The organism is Streptomyces sp. NPDC036813 (genome assembly GCF_055609245.1).
The window spans coordinates 534,004-551,946 of the sequence record NZ_JBVJPV010000001.1; the positions used below are offsets into that span (position 1 = coordinate 534,004).

At 73.6% G+C, this 17,943-nt stretch carries 12 protein-coding genes and 1 tRNA gene; 7 read left to right on the forward strand and 6 right to left on the reverse strand.

Annotated features, from left to right (window positions below; all coding sequences use genetic code 11):
* Positions 1–87: 87 nt before the first annotated feature.
* From ACZ67Q_RS02260 to ACZ67Q_RS02270, 3 genes are read right to left on the reverse strand one after another with little or no spacing between them, the layout of a single operon-like run.
* Complete coding sequence (locus tag ACZ67Q_RS02260) at positions 88–2,232, reverse strand: acetate--CoA ligase family protein (protein WP_471175282.1); 2,145 nt, start codon at positions 2,230–2,232, stop codon at positions 88–90.
* Positions 2,233–2,236: 4 nt separating this feature from the next.
* Positions 2,237–3,469, reverse strand: coding sequence for a formyl-CoA transferase (gene frc, locus ACZ67Q_RS02265; protein WP_471175284.1), 1,233 nt, complete (start codon positions 3,467–3,469; stop codon positions 2,237–2,239).
* Positions 3,470–3,480: 11 nt separating this feature from the next.
* The gene (locus tag ACZ67Q_RS02270; protein ID WP_471175286.1) at positions 3,481–5,163 is read right to left on the reverse strand and encodes a thiamine pyrophosphate-binding protein; all 1,683 of its coding nucleotides are present in this window, start codon (positions 5,161–5,163) and stop codon (positions 3,481–3,483) included.
* A 133-nt stretch (positions 5,164–5,296) separates the two neighbouring features.
* Between ACZ67Q_RS02270 and sucC the strand changes: the two genes are divergently transcribed.
* The 3 genes from sucC to ACZ67Q_RS02285 are packed head-to-tail and all read left to right on the forward strand — an operon-like array spanning position 5,297 to position 8,912.
* The gene (gene sucC / locus ACZ67Q_RS02275) at positions 5,297–6,427 is read left to right on the forward strand and encodes an ADP-forming succinate--CoA ligase subunit beta (RefSeq protein ID WP_471175288.1); all 1,131 of its coding nucleotides are present in this window, start codon (positions 5,297–5,299) and stop codon (positions 6,425–6,427) included.
* 14 nt (positions 6,428–6,441) lie between these two features.
* Positions 6,442–7,338, forward strand: a complete 897-nt coding sequence (gene sucD, locus ACZ67Q_RS02280) for a succinate--CoA ligase subunit alpha (RefSeq protein ID WP_471175290.1) — start codon at positions 6,442–6,444, stop codon at positions 7,336–7,338.
* 11 nt (positions 7,339–7,349) lie between these two features.
* Entirely contained in the window at positions 7,350–8,912 is a 1,563-nt protein-coding gene (locus ACZ67Q_RS02285; RefSeq protein ID WP_471175292.1) for an aldehyde dehydrogenase family protein, read from the forward strand.
* A gap of 15 nt (positions 8,913–8,927) precedes the next feature.
* Here the strand turns inward: ACZ67Q_RS02285 and ACZ67Q_RS02290 are convergent, their stop codons facing one another.
* Positions 8,928–9,827: an LLM class flavin-dependent oxidoreductase gene (locus ACZ67Q_RS02290; RefSeq protein ID WP_471175294.1), complete on the reverse strand. Its 900-nt coding sequence runs from the start codon at positions 9,825–9,827 to the stop codon at positions 8,928–8,930.
* A gap of 62 nt (positions 9,828–9,889) precedes the next feature.
* On the opposite strand from ACZ67Q_RS02290, the gene ACZ67Q_RS02295 reads away from it, so the two are divergent.
* Together ACZ67Q_RS02295 and ACZ67Q_RS02300 are read left to right on the forward strand one after the other, a co-directional pair.
* The gene (locus ACZ67Q_RS02295; protein ID WP_471175296.1) at positions 9,890–10,330 is read left to right on the forward strand and encodes a MarR family winged helix-turn-helix transcriptional regulator; all 441 of its coding nucleotides are present in this window, start codon (positions 9,890–9,892) and stop codon (positions 10,328–10,330) included.
* Between the two features lie 147 nt (positions 10,331–10,477).
* Positions 10,478–10,565: transfer RNA gene (locus ACZ67Q_RS02300), tRNA-Leu, on the forward strand.
* 52 nt (positions 10,566–10,617) lie between these two features.
* On the opposite strand, the gene ACZ67Q_RS02305 is transcribed toward ACZ67Q_RS02300, so the two are convergent.
* Together ACZ67Q_RS02305 and ACZ67Q_RS02310 are read right to left on the reverse strand one after the other, a co-directional pair.
* Positions 10,618–11,991 (reverse strand): aKG-HExxH-type peptide beta-hydroxylase, encoded by a 1,374-nt coding sequence (locus ACZ67Q_RS02305; protein ID WP_471175298.1) that lies wholly within the window; start codon positions 11,989–11,991, stop codon positions 10,618–10,620.
* Positions 11,988–13,319, reverse strand: a complete 1,332-nt coding sequence (locus tag ACZ67Q_RS02310) for an FxsB family cyclophane-forming radical SAM/SPASM peptide maturase (RefSeq protein WP_471175300.1) — start codon at positions 13,317–13,319, stop codon at positions 11,988–11,990. The genes ACZ67Q_RS02305 and ACZ67Q_RS02310 overlap by 4 nt, the downstream gene beginning before the upstream one ends.
* A gap of 292 nt (positions 13,320–13,611) precedes the next feature.
* Between ACZ67Q_RS02310 and fxsA the strand changes: the two genes are divergently transcribed.
* Both fxsA and fxsT read left to right on the forward strand, forming a co-directional pair.
* Positions 13,612–13,830, forward strand: a complete 219-nt coding sequence (fxsA, locus tag ACZ67Q_RS02315; protein ID WP_471175302.1) for an FxSxx-COOH cyclophane-containing RiPP peptide — start codon at positions 13,612–13,614, stop codon at positions 13,828–13,830.
* Positions 13,831–14,014: 184 nt separating this feature from the next.
* Positions 14,015–17,818, forward strand: a complete 3,804-nt coding sequence (gene fxsT / locus ACZ67Q_RS02320; RefSeq protein WP_471175304.1) for an FxSxx-COOH system tetratricopeptide repeat protein — start codon at positions 14,015–14,017, stop codon at positions 17,816–17,818.
* The last annotated feature ends 125 nt before the right edge of the window (positions 17,819–17,943 follow it).

Genomic DNA, 17,943 nt, shown 5'->3' on the forward strand with positions numbered 1-17,943 from the left:
GCGCCCCCTGTCCATTGCCTTTCGTGCGCGCGCGGGTCCCGGGGGCCGGCCGACGCGCACCGCCGGCCGGCCCCTCGATGCCTCACCTCATGAACCACCCCCGAGCAGCCCCGCCGCCCGAGCCCACCTGTACTTCGCACCGAGCACCGCCACCGGCTTCTCGGTCGTGTACGGGTACGCCACGACCCCCCGCTCGAAGAGGTACTGGCAGGCCGCCTCGACCTCCACGTCCCCGGCGAGCGAGGCCACCACCGGCTTCTCGATGCCGCGCTCGCGGAACTCGGCGACCACCCGCGCGGTCAGCTCGGCGAAGACCATCGGCGGCGTGACGATGGTGTGCCAGTAGCCCAGCACCAGCGCGTGGACGCGCGGGTCCTCGAGGCCCAGCCGGATCGTCGCCTCGTACGTCGACGGCGGCTCGCCGCCGGTGATGTCGACGGGGTTGCCGGCCGCGCCGAACGGCGGGATGAAGCGGCGGAACGCCTCGTCCAGGTCGGGCGGAATCTCCATCAGCGACAGCCCGTTGTCCGTCACCGCGTCCGACAGCAGCACCCCGCTGCCCCCGGCCCCGGTGATGATCACGACGTTGTCGCCCTGCGGGGCGGGCAGCACGGGCAGCGCGCGGGCGTACTCCAGCATGTCGTTCAGGCCCGGCGCCCGGATCACCCCGGCCTGCCGCAGGATGTCGTCGTACACGGCATCGTCGCCCGCCAGCGCCCCGGTGTGCGAGCCGGCCGCCTTCGCCCCGGCCGCCGTACGGCCCGCCTTGAGCACCACGACCGGCTTCTTCGGCACGGTCGCCCGCGCCGCCGCCACGAAGGCACGCCCGTCCTTGAGGTCCTCCAGGTGCATCGCGATGCACTCGGTGCGCGGGTCCTCACCGAACCAGGTGAGCAGATCGTCCTCGTCCAGATCGCACTTGTTGCCGAGCCCGACGATCGCCGACACACCCGTCTTCGTGGTGCGGGCGAAACCGAGGATCGCCATGCCGATCCCGCCGGACTGGGAGGTGAGAGCCACGCCGCCCTTCACGTCGTACGGCGTGCAGAACGTGGCGCACAGGTCCTGCCAGGTGGAGTAGTAGCCGTAGATGTTCGGGCCCAGCAGCCGGACGCCGTGCCGCTCGGCGATCGCCACGATCTCCGCCTGCAGTGCATGCTCGCCGGTCTCCGCGAAGCCGGAGGGGATGAGGACGGCGTTGGGGATGCCCTTGCGCCCGGCCTCCTCCAGGGCGCCCGCCACGAACCGGGCGGGGATGGCGAAGACGGCCACATCCACCTCACCGGGAACGTCCGTGACACTCTTGTACGCCTTGCGGCCCAGAATGTCATCGGCCTTGGGGTTCACCGGATGGATGTCCCCCGCGAATCCGCCGTCGACGAGGTTGCGCATCACCGAATTGCCGATCTTGCCCTGCTCGTTGGAGGCGCCGATCACGGCGACCGACGAGGGCTGCATCAGCCGGCGCATCGAGGTGAGGATCTCCTCGCGCGTGTAGGTACGGCGTGGGACCGGCTGCTGCTCGGCGAGGATGATCCGGATGTCCGCGGCGACCGCACCGTCCGGCGTGGCGATCACCGGATTGAGGTCCACCTCGGCGATCTCCGGGAAGTCCGCCACCAGATGGGACACCCGGCGGATCTGCTCGGCGAGCGCCCACCGGTCGACTCCCGCCTGCCCGCGCACCCCGCGCAGCACGTCGGCCGCCTTGATGGAGTCGAGCATGGACAGCGCCTCGTCGCCGCTGACCGGCGCAAGCCGGAACGTCACGTCCTTGAGCACCTCGACGAGCACCCCGCCGAGCCCGAAGGCCACCACCTTCCCGAACGTCGGGTCGGTCACCGCGCCGACGATGACCTCCTGCCCGGGCGGCAGCAGCTCCTGCACCTGCACACCCTCGATGCGGGCCTCGACGTCGTACGCCCGCGCGTTCTGCACGATCCGGTGGAAGGCGGCCCGTACGTCCGCCGCTCCCTCGATGCCGACGACTACCCCGCCGGCGTCGGTCTTGTGCAGGATGTCCGGTGACACGATCTTCATCACCACGGGCCCGCCGAAGCGCGCCGCGGCCGCCACCGCCTCGTCCACGTCCCGCGCCAGCGCCTCACCGGGTACGGCGATGCCGTACGCGTCGGCGATCACCTTGCCCTCAGGCGCGGTCAGCGCGGAGCGCCCCTCTGCGCGCACGCTCTCCAGCAGCGCCCGCACCCGCAGTTCGCGGTCCTCCGCCATCACCTCAGATCACCCCGTCCGACTTCAGCAGGCGCAACTCCTCGTCATCCAGCCCAAGTTCGCCCACGTACACCTCGGCGTTGTGCTCGCCGAGCAGCGGGGAGCCGGTGACCTCGACGGGCGAGTCGGACAGCTTCAGCGGGCTGCCGACCGTGACGAACTCACCCCGCTCGGGGTGAGGGACGCGCACGATCATCTCGTTGGCGACCAGCGAGGCGTCCTCGATGATCTCCTTGGTGGACAGGATCGGCCCGCACGGGATGTTGTGCGCGTTGAGCCGCTCCAGCACCTCCCACTTGGGCAGCGTCGAGGACCACTCCTCGATCAGCTGGAACATCTTGTTCAGCTTCGGCAGCCGCGCCTCGGGCGTCGCCCACTCGGGATCGTCGGCGAGTTCGGGCCGGCCGATCAGCTCACTGATCGGCCGCCAGCCGACGGGCTGCACGATGACGTACACGTAGTCGTTGGGGCCGCCCGGCGCGCACTTGACCGCCCAGCCGGGCTGGCCGCCGCCGGAGGCGTTGCCGGAGCGGGGCACCTCGTCGCCGAAGTCGTCGTTCGGGTACTCGGCGAGCGGCCCGTGGGCGAGGCGCTGCTGGTCGCGCAGCTTCACCCGGCACAGGTTGAGCACCGCGTGCTGCATGGCCACGTTGACCCGCTGCCCGCGTCCGGTGCGCTCCCGCTGGAACAGCGCCGCGAGAATGCCCGCGACGGTGTGCACACCGGTACCCGAGTCGCCGATCTGGGCGCCGGTCGCCAGCGGCGGACCGTCCTCGAAGCCGGTGGTGGCCATCGACCCGCCCATGGCCTGCGCGACGACCTCGTACGCCTTGAAGTTGGTGTAGGGGCCCTCGCCGAAGCCCTTGATGGAGGCGTAGACGATCCGCGGGTTGATCTCCTGGATGCGCTCCCAGGTGAAGCCCATCCGGTCGACCGCGCCCGGCCCGAAGTTCTCCACCATCACGTCCGCGCGGCGGATCAGGTCGGTGAGGATCTCCTTGCCGCGCTCGGTCTTGGTGTTCAGGGTGATGCTGCGCTTGTTGCAGTTGAGCATCGTGAAGTACAGGGAGTCCACGTCCGGCAGGTCGCGCAGTTGCCCCCGCGTGATGTCCCCGGTCGGCGCCTCCAGTTTGATCACGTCGGCGCCGAGCCAGGCGAGCAGCTGGGTCGCGGACGGCCCGGACTGGACGTGCGTCATGTCGAGGACGCGGATGCCGTCAAGTGCCTTGGCGGTCATGGCCGTTCACCTCACTTGTACATCGTCTGGTTCATGGTTCCGGGGGCGTACGCGTCCGGGTCGACCCACACGTTGATCAGCGAGGGCTTGCCGGACTCACGGGCGCGGCGCAGCGCCGGGCCGATGTCGGCGGGGTGGCGGACCTCCTCGCCGTAGCCACCGAGGATCTGTGCGAACTTGTCGTAGGGCACGTCGCCGAGGGTGTTGCCGACCCGCTCGCGTTCCTTGCCGTACGTGGCGGACTGGCCGTAACGGATCTGGTTCATCGAGGAGTTGTTGCCGACGATCCCGACGAAGGGCAGGTCGTAGCGCACCAGCGTCTCGAAGTCCCAGCCGGTCAGCGAGAAGGCGCCGTCGCCGAAGAGGGCGACGACCTCCTTGTCCGGGCGGGCCTGCTTGGCGGCCAGCACGAACGGGATGCCGACGCCGAGGGTGCCGAGCGGGCCCGGGTCCATCCAGTGGCCGGGTGACTTCGGCTGCACGACCTGGCCGGAGAAGGTGACGATGTCGCCGCCGTCGCCGATGTAGACCGAGTCCTCGGTGAGGAAGTCGTTGATCTCGCTGACGAGCCGGTAGGGGTGGATCGGCGAGGCGTCGGACTTGAGCTGCGGCAGCCGCTTCTCGAGCGCGGTCTGCTCGGCGGCGCGCAGCTCGTCCAGCCACTCCTTGCGCTTGGCGGCGCTCCCGTTGATGCGCCCGGAGGCCGCCTCCGTGACCGACTTCAGCACCAGTCCGGCGTCCCCCACGATCCCGAGGCCGATGTCGCGGTTCTTGCCGACCGTGCGGTAGTCCAGGTCGATCTGCACGACCGTGGCCTCGGGGGAGAGGCGCTTGCCGTAGCCCATGCGGAAGTCGAAGGGGGTGCCGACGATCACGATGACGTCGGCGTTGGAGAAGGCGTACCGGCGGGAGAGCTGGAAGTGGTGCGGGTCGCCGGGTGGGAGGGTGCCGCGGCCGGCGCCGTTCATGTAGGCGGGGATGTCGAGGGTGCGCACCAGCTCGATCGCGGCCTCGGTGCCGCGGGTCGTCCACACCTGGCTGCCCAGCAGGACGGCCGGCTTCTCGGCGTGCACCAGCAGGTCGGCGAGGATCTCGACCGCCTCGGGGTCGCCGGCCGAGCGCGTCGAGGCCCGGTAGGCACCGGACTCGGGCACCCGCGCCGTCGACGCCGGCACCTTGGCGTCGAGCACGTCACGCGGGATCTCCAGGAAGGACGGCCCCGGAGCACCGTGGAAGCACTCGCGGAACGCCATCGACACCATATCGGCCGCGCGGGCCGTGTCCGGCACGGTCGCCGCGAACTTGGTGACCGGCGTCATCATGTCGACGTGCGGCAGGTCCTGCAGGGACCCCATCTTGTGCTGGGTGAGCGCTCCTTGGCCGCCGATCAGCAGCATGGGTGACTCGGCCCGGAAGGCGTTGGCGACCCCCGTGACCGCGTCGGTGGTGCCGGGGCCGGCGGTGACGACGGCGCAGCCCGGCCTGCCGGTGATGCGGGCGTAGCCGTCGGCGGCGTGGGCGGCGACCTGTTCGTGCCGGACGTCGACGACTTCTATGCCCTCGTCGACGCAGCCGTCATAGATGTCGATGATGTGGCCGCCGCACAGGGTGTAGATGCGGTCGACACCCTCCGCTTTGAGCGCCTTGGCGACGAGGTGACCACCGGAGATCAGGTCCTGGTTGTCGTCGGGCATGCGACGTCCCGTCCCTTCAGTAGGGGCTCTTCGTACATTGCATACAGTCGACGAATACTGTATGAACCTTGTTATCCCGCATCCGGTGGGTGGTGTCCAGGGGGCGTGCGGCACTTTCACGACAGGAGCCGGAATGGACCTGTACGAACACCAGGCAAGGGAACTCTTCGCGGAACACGGCATCTTGGTGCCGAGAGCGGAGGTCACGGACTCGGCGGACCGAGCGCGCGAGATCGCCCGCCGGCTCGGCGGGCGTGTGGTGGTGAAGGCCCAGGTCAAGACGGGCGGGCGTGGCAAGGCGGGCGGGGTGAGGCTCGCCGCCGACCCCGCCGCAGCCGAACGCACGGCACGTCAGATCCTCGGCATGGTCATCAAGGGCCACACCGTCCGCACGGTCATGCTCGCCCAACCGGTCGACATCGAGGACGAGTTCTACGTCTCCTACGTCCTCGACCGTGCGGCCGGCGGCTTCCTCGCGATCGCCTCCGCCGAGGGCGGCACGGAGATCGAGGAGGTCGCCGCGAGCCGCCCCGAGGCCGTGGCGCGCGTCCCCGTCGACCCGGCCGAGGGTGTCACCTCGGTGAAGGCGGCCGAGATCGCCGCGGCGGCCGGGCTGCCGGCCCAGGCCGTCGATCCCCTCGTACGGCTGTGGCAGGTCCTCGTCCGCGAGGACGCGCTGCTCGTCGAGGTCAACCCGCTCGTGCGCACCCGCCAGGGACAGATCCTCGCCCTCGACGGCAAGGTCACCCTGGACGACAACGCCCGCTTCCGGCAGGCGCGATGGGGTTCCGGCGACCTGGGACACGACGACCCGCTGGAGGCGGCGGCCGCCGCGAAGGGCCTGAACTACGTCAAGCTCGACGGCGAGGTCGGCGTCATCGGCAACGGTGCCGGGCTCGTCATGTCGACCCTCGACGTCGTCGCCGGCTGCGGCGCCCGCCCCGCCAACTTCCTCGACATCGGCGGCGGGGCGTCCGCGCGGGTCATGGCGGACGGACTGGCGGTCGTGCTGTCCGACCCGGCCGTGAAGTCGGTGCTCGTCAACGTCTTCGGCGGCATCACCGCCTGCGACGCGGTCGCCGACGGCATCCTCCGAGCGGTCGACCGCATCAGGCTGACCAAGCCGCTCGTGGTGCGCCTCGACGGCAACAACGCCGTCCGCGGCCGCGCCCTCCTGGACGAGCGCGCCCATCCGCTGGTGCAGCAGATCCCCACCATGGACGGTGCCGCCCGCCGCGCCGCCGAACTCGCCACCACGGCCTGAGGAGACGGGACGACATGGCCATTTACCTCACGCAGGACAGCAAGGTCCTCGTCCAGGGCATGACCGGCGGGGAAGGCATGAAGCACACCCGCCGCATGCTCGCGGCCGGCACGGACGTCGTCGGCGGCGTCAACCCGCGCAAGGCGGGCCACACCGTCGACTTCGGCGACCGTGCCGTCCCCGTCTTCGGCTCCGTCGCCGAGGGCATCGCCGAAACCGGCGCCGACGTCACCGTCGTCTTCGTCCCCCCCGCCTTCGCCAAGGCGGCCGTCCTGGAAGCCGCGGACGCCGGGATCGGCCTCGCCGTCGTCATCACCGAGGGCATCCCGGTCCACGACACGGTCACCTTCACGGCGTACGCGAAGAACCGGGGCACGCGGATCATCGGCCCCAACTGCCCCGGACTCATCAGCCCCGGTCGGTCCAACGCGGGCATCATCCCCGCCGACATCACCAAACCGGGCCGCGTCGGCCTGGTCTCCAAGTCCGGCACCCTCACCTACCAGCTCATGTACGAACTGCGCGACATCGGCTTCTCCACATGCGTCGGCATCGGCGGCGACCCGGTCGCCGGCACCACGCACATCGACTGCCTCGCCGCCTTCGAGGACGACCCCGACACCGACCTGATCGTCCTCATCGGGGAGATCGGCGGCGACGCGGAGGAACGGGCGGCCGCCTACATCCGCGACCACGTCACCAAACCGGTCGTCGGCTACGTCGCCGGCTTCACCGCCCCCGAGGGAAAGACCATGGGCCACGCGGGCGCGATCGTCTCCGGCTCCTCGGGTACGGCCGCGGCGAAGAAGCAGGCACTGGAGGCGGCCGGGGTGCGGGTCGGCGACACCCCGACCCACACGGCACGACTGGTGCTGTCCGCGCTCGACTCCACGCTCGACGCGACCCGGTGAGGGAGACCGCCATGACCCTGACCTCGCAGGAACCCGCGCCGCCCCTGATCCTGAAGGCCGGCACCTCCTGGGCCGACGCCTGGCAGCGCTGTCTCGCCGCCGCACCGGAGGCCTTCCGTGACGACCGCGTGCTCAACCTCTGGGACGCCCGCTGGCACGCCGACGGCCGGGTGCTGCCCGCCACCAGCCCCGTCGACGGCACGCCCGTCGCCGGCCCGCCCCGGCTCGACGGCGGCACCGCTCGCCGCGCGGTCCGCGCCGCTCTCGACCAGCACCGCGCCTGGCGGCACGTCCCGCTCGCCGAGCGGCGCGCCCGCGTCGCGGCCACCCTGGACGCCCTCGCCGCCCACCGCGACCTGCTCGCCCTGCTCCTGGTCCGGGAGATCGGCAAACCCTGGGCGGCGGCGCGGGCGGACGTGGACCGGGCGATCGACGGCGTGCGCTGGTACACCGACGGCATCGAAGGGATGCTGGCCGGCCGGGCCCCGCTCGACGGCCCGGTGTCCAACATCGCCAGCTGGAACTACCCGATGAGCGTGCTCGTGCACGCCCTCCTCGTGCAGGCCCTGGCGGGCAACGCGGTCGTCGCCAAGACCCCGACGGACGGCGGTGTCGCCTGCCTGACCCTGGCCTGCGCGCTCGCCGCCCGCGAGGGCGTTCCCGTCACCCTGGTCAGCGGCAGCGGAGGCGAGCTGTCCGAGGCGCTCCTGCGGGCCCCGGAGATCGGCTGCGTCTCCTTCGTCGGCGGCCGCGGCACCGGCGCCGCGGTAGCCACCGCCGTCGCCGACCTGGGCAAGCGGCACGTACTGGAACAGGAGGGACTCAACACCTGGGGGGTCTGGGAGTACTCGGACTTCGCCGCGCTGGCGGCCGCCCTGCCGAAGCTCTTCGACTACGGCAAGCAGCGCTGCACGGCCTACCCGCGCTTCGTCGTCCAGCGCACGCTGTTCGACGCGTTCCTGGCGGTGTACCTGCCGGCCGTGCGCGCACTGCGCTTCGGTCACCCGCTGGCCGTCGAGCACCCCGGCGACCCCTTCCCCGCGCTCGACTTCGGGCCGCTGATCAACGCCGCCAAGGCCAAGGAGCTGACCGACCAGGTCGCCCACGCCGTCGACCGGGGCGCGGTGCCGCTGTACCGCGGCAGCATGGAGGGCGCCCGCCTCCTGCCCGGCCAGGACACCTCGGCGTACGTCCCCCCGGTCACCCTCCTGAACCCGCCCCCGTCCTCCCCTCTCCACCACGCCGAACCCTTCGGCCCGGTCGACACGATCGTCCTGGTCGACACCGAGGCCGAACTGCTGGCCGCGATGAACGCCTCCAACGGCGCGCTGGTGGCCACCCTGTCCACCGACGACCGGGCCACCTTCGACCGGCTGGCCCCGCAGATCCGCGCGTTCAAGGCCGGCCACGGCGTGCCCCGCTCCCGCGGCGACCGCGACGAGCTGTTCGGCGGCTTCGGCGCGTCCTGGCGGGGCGCGTTCGTCGGCGGCGACCTGCTGGTCCGCGCGGTGACCCAAGGCCCGCCGGGGGAGCGGCTGCCGGGGAACTTCCCGGAGTACCAGCTGATGCCGTGACACTGGCGGAGGCGCTCAGAGGGAACCGGCGATGATCTCGTCGACCAGCCACCGGGCGACCTCGTCCGGATAGGGCCGGGGCAGGCTGAGCACGATGTGGTTCATCCCGACGGCGACCAGCGCGGCGACCGTCTCGCGGGTCGCCGCCGGGTCGTCGTAGGACACGAGCACCTGAACCGAACGCTCGATCTCCCGCGGGTCGCGCCCCAGGTCGGCGCAGTGCGCGTCGAGGACGCGGGAGCGCTCGGCGACGAACTCCACGCTGTTGTGCGGTGGCCCGGGGACGTTCCAGGCGTCCGCGTGCTCGGCCACCAGCCGCAGCAGCCGGGTGCCCCAGCCGCCGATGAGCAGCGGGGGCCCCGGCCGCTGCACGGGCTTGGGCTCGTTGCGGGTGCCCGTGAGCCGGTAATGGCGGCCCTCGAAGTCGAAGACGTCCTGCGTCCACATCCGCCTCAGGATCTCGGCGGTCTCCGCGAGCCGGGCGATGCCTTCGGCGGGCGGCACCAGGTCGAGCCCGTACGCCGCGTACTCCGCGATCGCCGGGTTGGCCCCGGCCATCCCGCCCGCGCCGGGCGGCTGGTGCGTGCCCCCGACCCCGAGCCCGAGGACGAGCCGGCCGCCGGAGATCACGTCGAGGGTGGAGGCCATCTTGCCCAGGAGGGCCGGCGGCCGGATCCGGTTGCTCGTGACCAGCAGCCCGAGCCGCAGTCGCTCCGTCTGCGCGGCGAGCGCGCTGAGCAGCGTCCAGCCCTCGTGGACCTCGCCGTCCGCTGGGCCCGCGACCGGCAGCAGGTGGTCCCACAGCCATGCGTCCTCGATCTCCGGCACGGCGTCGGCCTCGAGCCAGACGCGGCGGATGTCCTCGTAGGACACGTGCATGGGGGTGGTCTTCAGGCCGAACCGCACAGTGGTCATGACGATCAGCCTAGTAAATCATCAGCAGAACTGACAATCAGTTTACCGAATACAGTCGGGGGATGGTCAGCGATCAGCAGCCCGCGCCGCTCGAGTCCCGGCTCGGCTATCTCCTCAAGCATGCACAGGCCCGCTTCACCCGTGTCTCCGCCGAGGCCCTGGCGCCCCACGGGGTGGACGGCCACGAGCTTGCCGTCCTGGTCGTCCTCGCCGGCGACGAACCGCTGTCGCAGGTGGAGGCGGCGGCCCGGCTCGGCATCGACCGCACGACGATGGTCGCGCTGATCGACGGGCTGGAGGAGCACGGCCTGGTACGGCGCCGGCGCAGCCCCCTGGACCGCCGCAAGAACATCGTCGAACTGACCGAGACCGGCCGGGACTGCCTGCGCGGCGCGGAAGAGGCCCGCCGTGCCGCCGAGCGCCGCTTCCTCGCCCCCCTGGACGACGACACGGCGGCGACGCTGGTCCGGGCGCTGCGGACGCTCGTGACGGGCGAGGAGTGACCGCCCGGACGCCCACGGTGACGGCCCTCTTCGGCCCCGTCCGCACCGCGCCCACCGCACGGATACGCAGGTGAAAGGCGCTGCGAAACCTTGGTATGGTTGTCCTCGTCGCCGCGGGGAAGCCCCCCGCCGAGCGGCAGACACCTTGTCCGGGTGGCGGAATGGCAGACGCGCTAGCTTGAGGTGCTAGTGCCCTTTATCGGGCGTGGGGGTTCAAGTCCCCCCTCGGACACCAGTGAGACCCCTGCATCGCAGGGGTCTTTTTTCTTCAGCGCCCGCTCTCTCGGTCACGCCGACAGCATCCGCTCCCCCTCCGGCCCCCCGTGCCCCCCGTGCCGGTCGTGCCAGGCGGCGCGGTGGGCGCGGGCCGCGGATTCCGCTCGGTGGACCGCCGCCGCCGGGACCGGCAGGCGGCACAGGGTGTCCAGGGTGGCGAGCATGCGGTCGGCGAAGCGGCGGCCCAGGGGCGTCAGGCGGTCCGACGCGAGCAGGACGAGCGTGGCCTCGTGGGCGGCCAGTCGCCAGCGGGCGAACTGCACGTGCGCCTCGAAGCGGGCGCGCGGCTCGGGCTCCCGCTCACGGCGGCGGGCCCAGAACCTGGCCACGCCCAGATGCGCGTACGCCCCGTGGAACAGCCCCAGCAGCGGGCGCGGGTCGGGACGCCACGGGGCGTAGAAGCGCTCCGGTCCGCCCGGGTGGAACAGGTCGAAGAGGTGCAGCAGCGCCGCGAACTTGTTGTGCTGCATCTCGTGCGCCACGGTCACCGCGAACCCCGCCGCCGTCCGCGGCAGCGACAGCGCCACACAGCCGAAGGTCTCCGCGCTGCTGCCGCTGGCGATGCCGGGCCCCGGCCGGGCCAGCGGCACCAGCAGGCGCTCGCCCGCCGCCAGCTCCTCGTACACCTCCGGATGGCCGGCGCGCAGCAGCGCGCACGCCTCCCGTGCCACGGCCGCCCACGCCCGTGCCTCGTGCGGGCCGATGCCGTCGGGGCGGTCGGCGGCGTGCGGGAACGACGGCCGGTCCACCACGTCCAGCAGCAGCGGCGCCCCGCCCTCCAGCGTGGCCAGCAGATGCGGCCCGTGCCAGCGGCCGCTGCCCCGGTACGGCGCCGGGGGCACCGCCACCGCGTCCTCCGTGCCGTCCGCCGCACGCAGCACGATCCGCGCGTGGCCCTCGGCTCCGGTGCGCACCTCCGCCCGGTCGCCGGCGCGTGCCCCCGGGAAACGGGCCCGGCCCAGCGCGGGCAGCGCCACCCACGGCCCGTCCACCGGCAACGCCGTACACCCCGGCAGTCCCGCGCGCACCGCCGCGGCGGCGGCCAGCGCCGTGAACCGGCCCATCGGCGGCTCCTCGCCCGGTCGCGGCCGCGTCAGCCGGGACAGCACCTCGAACAGCGCGGGCCCGGCGGTCGGATGCGTCAGGACGGCCGCCGCCGCGTCCGGCGCGGTGTGCGCGGCCGCGGTGAGCAGTTCCCAGGCGTGCGCGGCCTCCTGCGCGACCCGGCCGCCGGTGCGGCCCGCCGCGTCCGCCACGGCCCACGCGCAGGCCAGGCGCCGGCTGTGCTCGGCGCGGGCCAGCAGCCGCAGCGCCTCGGCCCCGCCGCCGCCCGCGGCGACCGCGTCGAACAGCGCGCCCGGCATCCGGTACGGCGACGGCGTCATCCCACCTCCGCGGTCATCGGCTTCGGGGTGTCACCGCGGTCGAGGACGGGGGCCGGGCGCACCGGGTGGTCGGTGCCGTCGACGCCTTCGACGGTGAGCGGCTCGGCGCGCCGGGCCGCGCCCGGCAGGTCCGCTGCGAGCCGTCGCCGTACGCGTCGGATCAGTTCGGCCAGGTCGGCGCAGTACACGCTCGGGTTGGCGAAGCCGGTGGAGCGGCGGTAGCGGGTGGCGTAGTGGCCGCCGCCGCACACCCGGTGCAGGGCGCAGGCGCGGCAGGGCGCGCACAGCCCGTCGGCACCCCACTGGCGCGCCGCGATCCCCGGGTGGCCGAGCAGCGTGTCGAAGGAGTGCCGCCACACGTCCAGACCGGTCCGCGCGGCCCCGTCGTACGCCGTGCGCAGCGCGTCGTCCTGTGCGAGGGAGCCGTCCGTCTCCACCACCGCGTAGCGCACCGGGGACAGGCCCAGCGACTCGGTGCGCGCGGGGGCGCCGAGCAGCAGCGCCGTCAGGTCGTCCAGCAGCCGCACCCCGGTCTCCTTCACCGGCGCGCCGTACCAGCGCACGAAGACGGCCCACAGCCAGTCGGCGTACGGGGTGCGCCGGCCGGCGGTGTCCACCCCGGGCGGCGGGCTGTGCCAGGTCCCCAGCGGCAGCAGGAAGTCGACGACGGGCGGGGCGTACGCCAGCAACTCCTCGTACGTGCGCACCGGGTCGTTCGCCAGGTCGACCGTGCACAGCAGCCCCGCGAACAGGGGGCGGTAGGGCTCGCTCGCGAGCAGCCGCAGCGCCGCGGCCACCCGGGCGTGGCTGCCGCCGCCGTCCGCGCCGCGCCGGTGCCGGTCGTGGGCCGCGCGCCCGCCGTCCGTGCTGACTCCGATCCGCAGCCCCAACTCGCCGAAGAGGTCGAGCCGTTGCCGGGTCAGCCGCACCCCGTTGGTCTGCACCGACAGGTGCAGCCGCACGGCGTCGCCGACGGCCGCGCGCAGCGTGCCCACCGTGTCGGCGAGCGCGCGGTCGCCGGCCAGCAGCGGCTCGCCGCCGTGCAGCACCACGCCCGCCTCGCGCACGCCGTGCGCGGCGAGATGTTCGGCGATGCGGCGCGCCGTGCGTTCCACCGTGGCCGGGGCCATGGTGCGCGGCTGTCGGCGCCAACCGGTGTCCTGCGCCCGGTACATGTAGCAGTAGTCGCACGCGAGGTCGCAACGGCTGTGGACCTTGAGGACGAACGAGTCCAGCGGATACGGCTGCCAGCCGGCCGCCCGTCGCGCCGCCACGTCGGCGGCGGTGGGCCACGGCGGCTCGGCGTGGCGCAGTGGCGGTCGACTCATCCGCTTCCCCCCGACGGCCTCGCCACGGGCCCCGCCTGCTACGGGCGTCAGGCACAGCCCGTCCGGCCCGTATGCCGACCAGTATTCGGGGGTTCCCGACACACCGTCAACATCGCTAATGAGACAACGCAGGTGGGAGGCGCGGCAGTTGGCCGTACCGATGCCGTCCGGACGCTGCCGCCGCCGGGGGCCCCGGCGTTACGCTGAAACGACGGCCACCGGCGCGGCCCCGCGTCCCCGCGGCCGCTCGGTGGTCCGGGAGGCCCGGCCACGAGACCCAGGGAGTGACCCCGTGGAAGCAGCCGAGGGCACCGCCCCCGCCGAGATGCGCGCCGCGTGCGGCGACGGCGTGGCGGGCGACGTGGAGTCCGTCGTCCTGGACATCGCCGCGCTCACGCCCGACGACGTCGCCGCCCTGCCCGGTTCCGTGCTGGGAGAGCTGCTGCGCCGGGTCCACGACAGCTGCGCCGAGGGCGACCCGTTCGTCACCGGACACAAAGAGAGCCAGTGAACGCCGGGACACGGAGCCGCGGCCGTGACGCCACCGGCCACGCCCTGTACTGTCACCCCCCGAGCGTCCGTTTTGTCCTTGCGGAGGGCGGTCCCGGCGCGGTCCGGCACCGCCCCCGCCCCGCCGCCGTACCGCCGCCTTCCCCATCGCACCGTCCCGTCGCGCCGCGCCGAGCGGAGAGGTCATGCCCGACGTCAACTCCACCGACCGCACAGGTCCGTTCGCCGTCTTCGTCGCCGCCTCCGAGAACGTCGGCCTGAGCACGACCCTGCGCAACGTCGCGGACATCCTCGCCGAGGCCGGCCGCAGCGTGCTGCTCGTCGACGGCCGCACCGGCGCTCCGGACCCCGCTCGGCTGCCGCAGCCCGTGCCCGGCCGGGTCACCACCGGGCGCCCGCACCCCGACCGGCCCCTCGCCGACGATCCCGTCGCCGCCGCCTACGACCATGTCCTGATCGAAGCTCCCGTACCGGACACCCCCGACGCCGACGAACCTGCCCGGACCGCGGCGCCGGCCGACGCGCTCGTCGTCTGCTTCGCGATGACCGCGTGGTCCATCGACGGCGCCGCCGCCCTCGCCGAGGACCTCACCGCCCGCGCCCGCCGGCCCGTGCGGGTGCTCACCCTCGGCCTCAAGAGCGACGTGCGCGTCCACGACCGGCTGCGCGACGCCCGTGAACGCGTACGGCGGCGGTTCGGACCGCTCGCCGCGACGCTCGGGGAGACCGACATCCCTTTCCTGGAGATCCCCTACAACCCGCTGTACCAGGACGTGCGCAGCCTCGCGGTCCGGTCCGAGGGCGCGGGCACGGTCATCGGGCTGCGCCCCTATTACGAGCGGCTCGCCGACTGGCTGCGCGCCCGCCGCGCCCCACGGCTGAACGAGGTCACCGTCGTCCACTCCGCCCGGCACGCCCCCTGGGCGGCCTGGGTGCGCGACCGGCTCGCCGCCAAGGGCGTGCGCACGCAGACGCGCCGCGCCGACACCTACACCGGCGAACGCCCCGAGCGCGGAGGCGCGTTGCTCTTCCTCGCACCCGACGGCACCGACGAGACGCTGCTCGCCCAGATCGGCGCGCTGTCCCACACCGACGTGCGGATCGTCCTCGTCGACGAGCCGTTCCCGTACGCCGAAGCCGCCCACCACGAACGGATCGACCTGCGCGAGGCGGGGGAGGAGGAGGCGCTCCGGCTGCTGTACACCGGCCTCGGGCTCGACCCCCGTCCGTCCGGCGAGGCGCCGGGCGCCGCGCGCTTCCCCCGCCTTCCCGAGACGAACAACATCGGCCCCCGCAACCGGGGTTTCATCGGCCGCGACGAGCTGCTCGCCACGGTGGAGGACCGGCTGCGCGCCGCCGGGCTGGACGGTGCGTGCCTGGTGCTGCACGGGGCCGGCGGCTGGGGCAAGAGCGAGGCCGCGCACGAGCTGTGCCACCGCTACGGCTCCGGCTACGACATCGTGTGGTGGGTGCGGGCCTGGGAACGCCGGCGCGTCGAACGCGGTCTGCGCCGCCTCGCGGGCTGCCTCGACAGCCCGCACGACGGCCTCGGACCGGCCGACACCTCCGGCGACGCGATCCCCCGCCTGCTCGGCCGCCTCTCCCGCGCCGACGAGCCGACCAGCTGGCTCCTGATCTACGACGGCGTCGCCGACCTGTCCACCCTCACCGGCCTTCTGCCCTCCCCGCACGCCCACGGCCACGTCCTGATCACCAGCCGCACCGCCCCGGCGACGGCGGAACGGACGCGGGCGGCGGGGCAGGAGGACGGGGCAGGGACCGGGACGGACGGAAGAGAAGCCGTCGTGGACGGCGAGGAGTCGCGGGAAGGCGCCGCAGAGCAGACCGTCGCCCCTGACGGCGCCGGCCACGCCGCCCCCCGTCCTCCCCTCGGCCGGCGTCCGCGTCTCACGTCGTACCCCATGCCGCCCATGACGGCGGAGGAGAGCCGCGCGCTGCTCGCCGAGCGGGTGCCGGAGATCGGCGAGGGACAGGCCGGGCAGGTCGGCAGTGTCGTCGACTTCGTGCCGCACGCCCTGCATCTGGCCGCGCACTGCCTGGCCGAGCGGGCCGCCGGGCACCGCCGCCACGACCACCTCACGACCGACGCCGCCGTGCGCGACGCCGTGCGTGACGTCCTCGCCGAATACCGGGCCGGCAAGACGGAGCTGCAGCGGCGCGGCGAGGCGGCCACCCCGGTCGCCGTGATGGTGCAGGTGGCGCGGCGGGTCGCCCGCACCACGCCGGGTGCCGCCGCCTGGCGTTCGGAGTCCCCGCACCGTGACGCGCTCGGCTGGCTGCTGGACGCCGCCTCCCTGCTCACCGGCCGGGGCATGGGCCTGGAGCTGTTGCGCTCGCGCCGGATCCTGTCCGAACTCGCCCGTGACGACGACGTCGTGGATCCCCGCACCGACGACCCCCGCCACCCCGACGACGTGCAGCTGCCCGACGAGCACATGGTCAGCGTCGCCCTGTGGGCGCTCGCCCAAGTGGGACTCCTCGACGTCGACTTCGACCGCGCCGCCCAGCCGCTCGCCCAGCACCACGGGCTGCGCGACCTGATCCGCGCCGGCATGAGCGACACCGAACGCGAGCACATCGAGTCGGTGCTGCGCGGCATCCTCGCCGAGTACGCGCCGCAGGAGAGCCAGGACCTGCCCGCCGACTGGGCCCGCGAGGTGTACTCACTGCGCCTGTGGGAGGACACGCGCCCCCGGGTGCGCCGCTCCCTGCTGCGCCACCTCAACGCGCTCAGCCAGCGCGCCGAGGCCGCCGACCTGGAACGCCTCCTCGACATCGCCGCCCAGGCGCGCGACGCCTGGCACCGCGACGACGACGAGCAGTCGCCCGAGTATCTGCGGCTGCTCAACCTCACCGCCCGCGCCCACCGGTTGCGCGGCGACTACGACGCCTCCCGCCGCCTCGCCCAGGACGCCCTGCTCGGCCACCGCCGGCTGCTCGGCATCACCCACCCGCGCACCCTGCTGTCCGCCGACTCCTACGCCGCCACGCTGCGCGCCCTCGGCCGCTTCGAGGACGCCCTGCTCGAACTGCGGCCCGCCCTCGACGGGTTGACGCTGCTGCTCGGCCGGCAGCATCCGGCGACCGTGCAGGTCGAGCACAACCTCGCGCTCACCGAGGCGCTCACCGGCCGCACGAGCGACGCCCTGACCCGCATCCAGGACCGCTTCCGCCACCGGCAGGCCGTCGGCGGCGAGGACGACCCGGTCGCCTGGGACTCCGCCGACCTGCTCGCCTACCTGCTGCGGGCCACCGGCCGCGACGGCGAGGCCCGCGACCTGCTGCGCCGGCGGCTGCGCCGGCTCGGCGACTCCTGGGGCCGCGACCGGCTGTGGACCGAGGTCGGCCTCGCCGTCGGCGAACGCCGCCTCGCCGACGGCTTCCCCGCCGTCAAGGACCCCCGCTACGGCTACGAACGCGCCCACGAACGCGACCGGCGCGCCCTGACCGAGTACCTCGCCCGCTTCGGCGCCTCCCGCTTCGACACCCTGCGCTGCCAGTTCAGTTACGCCGCCGACCTCGGCGCCCTCGGCAAACACGAGGAGGCCGAGGCACAGGCCCGCCAGTGCGCCGGCATCTTCGCCCGCACCTTCGGCGCCGGCCACCCCTACACCGGCCTGTGCCACGTACGGCAGGGCGTCCACCTGCGGAACATGGGCGAGGCGCGGGCGGCCGAGGAGGCGGGCCGCGCCGGTCTCAACCTGCTCGGCCACAAGCTGGGCAGCGCCCACCCGTGGGTGGCCGCCGCCGAGAACTCCCTGGCCGCCACGCTCGCCGCGGCCGGCCGCACGGACGAGGCCGTCGAGCTGGCCCGCTCCGCCCTGACCCGGCTCGGCGACCTCGGCGTCGCGGACCGGCCCGACGGACGGCGGGTCGCCCTGCACCTCGACCACCTCACCGGCACCGGCAGCGCCCGCCCGGCGCCGCCCTCCGGATACGACATCGACCTGGAGCTGCCCGGCCTTTAGACCCCACCCGGCCGGACCCCACGGCCGCACCCAAGCACCCGCACTTGGCCTAACGGCCCGCACCCAAGCACCCGCACCTGGCCTCACGGCCCCGCACCCCAGCACCCTCACCCGGCCCCACGGCC